This is a genomic window from Rhizobium sophoriradicis (assembly GCF_003939025.1).
Taxonomy (GTDB): Bacteria; Pseudomonadota; Alphaproteobacteria; order Rhizobiales; family Rhizobiaceae; genus Rhizobium; species Rhizobium sophoriradicis.
Genome location: NZ_RQIH01000005.1, coordinates 391029 through 397591, shown reverse-complemented (window position 1 = coordinate 397591; position 6563 = coordinate 391029). Strand labels below are relative to the sequence as shown.

General features: G+C 62.4%; 6 protein-coding genes. 5 read left to right on the top strand and 1 reads right to left on the bottom strand.

From position 1 onward, the window contains the following. On the top strand, positions 1 to 213 hold a 213-nt coding region (locus tag EFR00_RS10920; protein WP_425376252.1), incomplete at its 5' end, for an AMP-binding enzyme. Between the two features lie 102 nt (positions 214 to 315). Here the strand turns inward: EFR00_RS10920 and EFR00_RS10915 are convergent. Continuing rightward, a complete protein-coding gene (locus EFR00_RS10915; protein WP_077992420.1) occupies positions 316 to 540 on the bottom strand; it encodes a DUF1674 domain-containing protein in 225 nt (74 codons plus the stop codon). Between the two features lie 110 nt (positions 541 to 650). Between EFR00_RS10915 and htpX the strand changes: the two genes are divergently transcribed. From htpX to purH, 4 genes are all read left to right on the top strand, one after another. Then, positions 651 to 1604, top strand: coding sequence for a zinc metalloprotease HtpX (gene htpX / locus EFR00_RS10910; RefSeq protein WP_077992418.1), 954 nt, complete (start codon positions 651 to 653; stop codon positions 1602 to 1604). Continuing rightward, positions 1595 to 2995 (top strand): RsmB/NOP family class I SAM-dependent RNA methyltransferase, encoded by a 1401-nt coding sequence (locus EFR00_RS10905; RefSeq protein ID WP_009991073.1) that lies wholly within the window; start codon positions 1595 to 1597, stop codon positions 2993 to 2995. The genes htpX and EFR00_RS10905 overlap by 10 nt, the downstream gene beginning before the upstream one ends. Before the next feature lie 203 nt (positions 2996 to 3198). Beyond that, positions 3199 to 4872, top strand: a complete 1674-nt coding sequence (locus EFR00_RS10900; protein WP_077992416.1) for a heparinase II/III family protein — start codon at positions 3199 to 3201, stop codon at positions 4870 to 4872. A gap of 72 nt (positions 4873 to 4944) precedes the next feature. Continuing rightward, entirely contained in the window at positions 4945 to 6561 is a 1617-nt protein-coding gene (purH, locus tag EFR00_RS10895) for a bifunctional phosphoribosylaminoimidazolecarboxamide formyltransferase/IMP cyclohydrolase (protein ID WP_077992414.1), read from the top strand. Positions 6562 to 6563: the final 2 nt, after the last annotated feature.

Sequence of the window (6563 nt, the reverse complement as noted above, 5' to 3'; positions counted from 1 at the left end):
CATGTGCGCGCCGAAATCGGGCCGATCGCCTCGCCCGACAAGATCCAGTTTGCCCCCGGCCTGCCGAAGACCCGCTCGGGCAAGATCATGCGCCGCATTCTGCGCAAGATCGCCGAGGATGATTTCGGTGCTCTCGGCGATACCTCGACACTTGCCGATCCTGCTGTCGTCGACGATCTGATCGCCAACCGGCAAAACAAGGCGACGGCCTGACAAACACAGAGCCGCTCCGCCTCCAGGACCTGGGGCGGCTCACTTTACATTGCAGGCTGAATATTAGACGGCTGCACAAGGCCCGGGCTCGACAATCCTTGCTTAGAAATCGATCGCCCGGCCATTGACCTCGTAATCGCCGAAGCGGGCCGGCTCGGCTCCGCCGCGGCCGCCGATCTCCGGCGGCAGCTCCAGCGGCGTCCGGTTCTTTCGCCGCTCCTCGGCCTCGGCAAGTGCACGCTGGGCAGCCGGAGGCAGCATTCTTCGCGGCGGCTCCGATCCTTCGGCCGTCGGCGTTTGGCTATTGTCGTTATCGGCGTCCTGCATGGCTTCTCCTGCCTGAAAACATTGAAAATGGCTGGTGAATAACCAAATCATAATGCGCCGTCGTTGGGATTGAAAGCTTGCGACGCCGAAATTGGAGTTGGAGATTCGCAATGAACCTCGTTCGCACTGCCATGTTGCTTGCCTTCATGACGGCGCTTTTCATGTTTGTCGGCTTCCTTATCGGCGGTCGGGGCGGCATGATGATCGCATTTCTCATTGCCGCCGGCATGAATTTCTTCTCCTACTGGAATTCCGATCGCATGGTGCTGGCGGCCTACCGCGCCCAGCAGATCGACGAGCGCAATGCGCCGGAATTTTTTGCGATCGTGCGCGATCTCGCCCGCAATGCCGGGCTGCCGATGCCGAAGGTCTATCTCTACGACAGCCCGCAGCCGAATGCCTTCGCAACCGGCCGCAATCCTGAAAATGCCGCGGTCGCCGCCTCGACAGGGCTGCTCCAGGCACTGTCTCCCGAGGAAGTCGCCGGGGTGATGGCGCATGAGCTCGCCCATATCCAGAATCGCGACACGCTGACGATGACGATCACGGCAACGCTTGCCGGCGCGATCTCGATGCTCGGCAACTTCGCCTTCTTCTTCGGCGGTAACCGCGAGAACAACAATCCGCTCGGCTTCATCGGCGTCCTCGTCGCCATGATTGTGGCGCCGCTTGCCGCCATGCTGGTGCAGATGGCGATCAGCCGCACGCGCGAATATTCGGCCGACCGCCGCGGCGCCGAAATCTGCGGCAATCCGCTCTGGCTCGCTTCGGCACTCGGCAAGATCGCCCGCGGTGCCGCCCATGTGCCGAACGAGGATGCCGAGCGCAATCCGGCGACGGCTCATATGTTCATCATCAATCCGCTCTCCGGCGAGCGCATGGACAATCTGTTTTCCACGCATCCGAACACGGAAAACCGCATTGCCGCGCTGCAGGAGATGGCGCAAAGCGGCATGAATGTCTCGACGGGACCGGTTCGTGCTGTTAATCCGACGCGCAAATCGCGCTCTGTTCCGAATACGGGTCGCGGTGGTTCGCAACCGCCAAGAGGTCCGTGGTCTTGAATTCAGACGGCACGAAAAAGCCATTCCGTAAACAGAAACCTTCCGCCGATCGGCCGGCCGACCGGTCGGCGCCTGTTAAGCCCGGCCTGCAAGCCCGTGCCGCGGCGGCAAAAATTCTCGCCGCTGTCGTCGACCGCAAGCTGCCGCTCGACGGCGCTCTCGATCACGAACATGGCAATCCTGCCTATAAAGCGCTCGGTGAAAGCGACCGGGCGCTTGTCCGCGCCATTCTGAACACGACGCTGCGTCATCTGCCGCGCATCGATGCGGCGATCGCCTCGCTGCTGGAATCGCCGCTGCCGGAGGGCGCGCGGGCGCTGCATCACGTTCTGGCAATCGGCGCGGCGCAGATTCTCTATCTCGACGTGCCCGACCATTCGGCCGTCGATCTTGCTGTCGAGCAGGCCAATCAGGATCCGCGCAATCGTCGTTTCGCCAAGCTGGTCAACGCCGTGCTACGCCGGCTCGGCCGCGAAAAGGAGGAGGTGCTGGCAGAGATCGGCAAGGTCGCGCCGATGCCGTCCTGGTTCCTTGCGCGGCTGGAAAAGGCCTATGGCCGGGAGGCAGCGCTGGCGATCTCGCAATCGCAGCTCGAACCGGCGGCGATCGATCTGACCGTCAAATCCGACGCCGAGGGCTGGGCAAAGAGGTTGAACGGCGTTGCCTTGCCCACCGGCGGCGTGCGGCTTGCCGCTTTCGATGGCGGCATTCCGTCGCTCGAGGGTTTCGATGAGGGCGCCTGGTGGGTGCAGGATGCAGCGGCAAGCATTCCGGCCAGGCTTTTCGGCGATCTCGCGGGCAAACGTGCGGCGGATCTCTGTGCTGCACCCGGCGGCAAGACGGCACAGCTCATCCTTGCCGGCGGCGCGGTCACCGCACTCGATCAGTCGGAAAGTCGGCTAAGACGGCTGCGCTCGAATCTCGACCGGCTTGGCCTGACGGCGGAAACGGTCGCGGCAGACCTGACGACATTCAAGCCGCCCGAAGGCTTCGATGCGATCCTGCTCGACGCCCCCTGCTCTTCCACCGGCACGACGCGCCGGCATCCTGACGTCTTATGGACCAAGGGGCCGGATGATATCGCCAGGCTGGCGGCGCTGCAGGAGCGCTTGCTGCGCCATGCGCTGACCCTGCTGACGCCCTTTGGCATGCTGGTGTTTTCAAATTGCTCGCTCGATCCCGCCGAGGGCGAGGAGGTCGTCGCCCGTGTTCTTTCTGATACGGATGCAATCGAGCGCGTTCCGATCAATGCGGGCGACTGGCCCGGCCTTGAGGCAGCGATCACGCCGCTCGGCGAATTCCGCACGCTTCCGACCATGCTGAAGATGCCTGAGGGCATCGCCTCCGGCCTCGACGGCTTTTACGCAGCGGTGCTGCGACGAGCGAGCTGACCAACCTTAAAAGTCGGAGCAAACCATGCGGGGTTTAAACCCTCGCATCATCGCCACGGTGCGTTGTGAACCGTCGAATGATCTCAACTAAAATGCGGTAATTTGCATATATTCGAACTTTGTCACGAATTAATTCATTGCGGGCGATGAAATCGGCCGCTTTTCACCTATTCTTAACCACGAGGGTCAATAGACAATAGAATATGCAGTCCGGTCGGCGTTTTGCGAGCATGTATGTTCGGGAAGCTTGGCGGCGCGCCTTGCGCCGCGTCGCGTTGCTGCGCCTGAAGCTCTTTCGCCATTCGATCAAGGTGCCCGAGCGCCTGATCGTCGCGCCGACCGATCTTCGCGGCATCGATCCGCATGTGGCTGAAGAAATTCTCAACGGGCGGTTTCTTCTGGCCGGGCGCATGCTGGAAACGAACGGCAAATCGCCCTTCACTTTCACCCTGCCCTCGCGGCCCTTCGCGACCCGCCTCCACAGTTTCGGCTGGCTGCGGCATATGCGCGCCCACAAGACGGAACGCAGCGCCGCCGCCGCCCGCACCGTCGTCGACAGCTGGCTCTCGATCCATGCCGGCCGCATGGAAGGGATCGCCTGGGACACCGACGTCACCGCCCAGCGCGTCATCGCCTGGCTGTCGCATTCGCCTGTCGTGCTGCAGAATGCCGACCGCGGCTTTTATCGCCGCTTCATGAAGTCGCTGGCGTTTCAGGTGAGATTTCTGCAGCGCATGGCGCCCTATACGCTCGGCGGCCTGGAGTTGTTTCGCCTGCGCATCGCGCTCGCCATGGCGTCCGTTGCCATGCCGGCCCGCGCCTCCACGCTGAGAAGGGCGGCGCAGGCGCTCGATCGCGAATTCGATAGCCAGATTCTGCCGGATGGCGGCCATATCTCACGCAATCCGCGCGTCGGCCTTGAACTGCTGCTCGATCTGCTGCCGTTGCGGCAGACCTATGTCAATCTTGGCCATGAACTGCCGCAGAAGCTGATCTCGGGCATCGACCGCATGTATCCGGCCTTGCGGTTCTTTCGCCATCAGGATGGGGATCTGGCGCTTTTCAACGGCGCGACCTCGACGCTTGCCAACGAGTTGATGTCGGTGCTGAGATATGACGAGACCGCCGGCCAGCCGTTCAAAGCTTTGCCGCAGTCGCGCTATCAGCGACTTGCCGGGGGCAGGACGGTGATCATCGCCGATAGCGGCGCGCCGCCTGCAGGCGGCGCGGTGCGCACTGCGCATGCCGGCAGCCTTTCCTTCGAGATGTCGTCGGGCCGCCATCGCTTCATCGTCAATTCCGGCTCGCCGAAATTTGCCGGGCACCGCTATGTCCAGATGGCGCGCACGACCGCGGCGCATTCGACCGTCATCCTCAACGACACTTCCTCCAGTCGCTTTTCGCTCTCGCCTTTCCTCAACCATGCGATCACCGAACCGGTCAGGACGGTAACGGTCGAGCGTGCGGAGACGGAGGATGGACGCGACGGCATCAAGCTCAGCCATGACGGTTATGTGAGAGCATTCGGCGTGCTGCATGAGCGTGAGCTGACACTCAATGCCGCCGGCACGATCGTAACGGGCCACGACCGGTTGGTCGTCCGTGACGGATATGACAGCGACGAGCCCCTGAAGGCGGTCGCCCGGTTTCATATCCATCCTTCGATCGTGCTGCAGCAAAGCGACGGCGAGTCAGTGCTGCTGACTGCGCCGGACGGCGAAAGCTGGCTGTTTTCCGCCCCCGGCAACGAAGTGCTGATTTCCGAGGACATTTTCTTTGCCGACAGCTCCGGCATTTGCGGCTCGGACCAGATCGAGATCGACTTCGATCTTGCCGAGAAGACGGAAATCCGCTGGTTTTTATCCCGCAAGGGTTAGCGCCTGTTTGCGCGGCGGCGAAGCTGTGCTAACGCGGCGCAAGCAGAACCGAAGCCCGAACGGAGAAAGTTCATGGCCGTCATTTCCAAGAAAATCCCCGCACCGGACAAGGTCGAAATCAAGACCGCGCTCCTCTCCGTCTTTGACAAGACCGGCATCGTCGAGCTCGCCCAGGCCTTGTCTGAAAGAGGCGTGCGCCTGCTGTCGACCGGTGGCACCTACAAGGCGATCGCTGCTGCCGGTCTCGCCGTCACCGATGTCTCCGACATCACCGGTTTTCCGGAGATCATGGATGGCCGCGTCAAGACGCTGCACCCGACAGTGCATGGCGGCCTGCTGGCGATTCGTGACGACAGCGAACACCAGGAAGCGATGAAGAAGCACGGCATCGAGGCCATCGATCTCGCCGTCATCAACCTCTATCCTTTCGAGGAGGTGCGCGCGGCCGGCGGCGATTACCCGACGACCGTCGAGAATATCGATATTGGTGGTCCGGCAATGATCCGGGCATCGGCCAAGAACCATGCCTATGTGACGATCCTGACCGATCCCGACGATTATGCCGAGTTCAAGGAGCAGCTTTCGGCCGATGCAGGCAAGACGGCCTACGCCTTCCGCCAGCGCATGGCCGCCAAGGCCTATTCCCGCACCGCGGCCTATGACGCTGCGATTTCCAACTGGTTTGCCGAAGCGCTATCGATCGACACGCCGCGCCACCGCGTCATTGGCGGTGTGCTGAAGGAAGAGATGCGCTACGGCGAAAACCCGCACCAGAAGGCCGCCTTCTATGTGACCGGCGAGAAGCGCCCGGGTGTTTCGACGGCTGTCCTTCTCCAGGGCAAGCAGCTCTCCTATAACAATATCAACGATACCGACGCGGCCTACGAGCTGGTCGCCGAGTTCCTGCCGGAAAAGGCGCCTGCCTGCGCCATCATCAAACACGCCAACCCCTGCGGCGTCGCCACCGGCTCCAGCCTGGTCGAAGCCTATCAGCGGGCGCTTGCCTGCGATTCCGTTTCCGCCTTCGGCGGCATCATTGCGCTGAACCAGATATTAGACGGCGAAACGGCCGAAGAGATCGTCAAGCTGTTCACCGAGGTGATCATCGCCCCCGATGTCACCGAAGAGGCAAAGGCGATCGTCGCCCGCAAACCTAATCTCAGGCTCCTGTCCGCCGGCGGCCTGCCCGATCCGCGCGTTACAGGGCTGACGGCGAAGACCGTCTCCGGCGGCCTGCTCGTCCAGAGCCGCGACAACGGCATGGTCGAGGATCTGGAACTCAAGGTCGTCACCAGGCGCGCGCCGACGGCGCAGGAGCTCGAGGACATGAAGTTCGCCTTCAAGGTCGGAAAACACGTCAAATCGAATGCCGTGGTCTATGCCAAGGACGGCCAGACGGCCGGCATCGGCGCCGGCCAGATGAGCCGGGTCGATTCGGCCCGCATTGCTGCGCTGAAGGCCGAAGAGGCCGCCAAGGCGCTCGGCCTCGCGGTTCCGATGACAAAGGGTTCGGCGGTTGCCTCCGAAGCCTTCCTGCCGTTTGCCGACGGTCTTCTGTCGATGATTGCCGCGGGCGCGACGGCGGTGATCCAGCCGGGCGGTTCGATGCGTGATCAGGAGGTTATCGATGCCGCCAATGAACACGGCATCGCGATGGTTTTCACCGGCATGCGCCACTTCCGGCACTAATT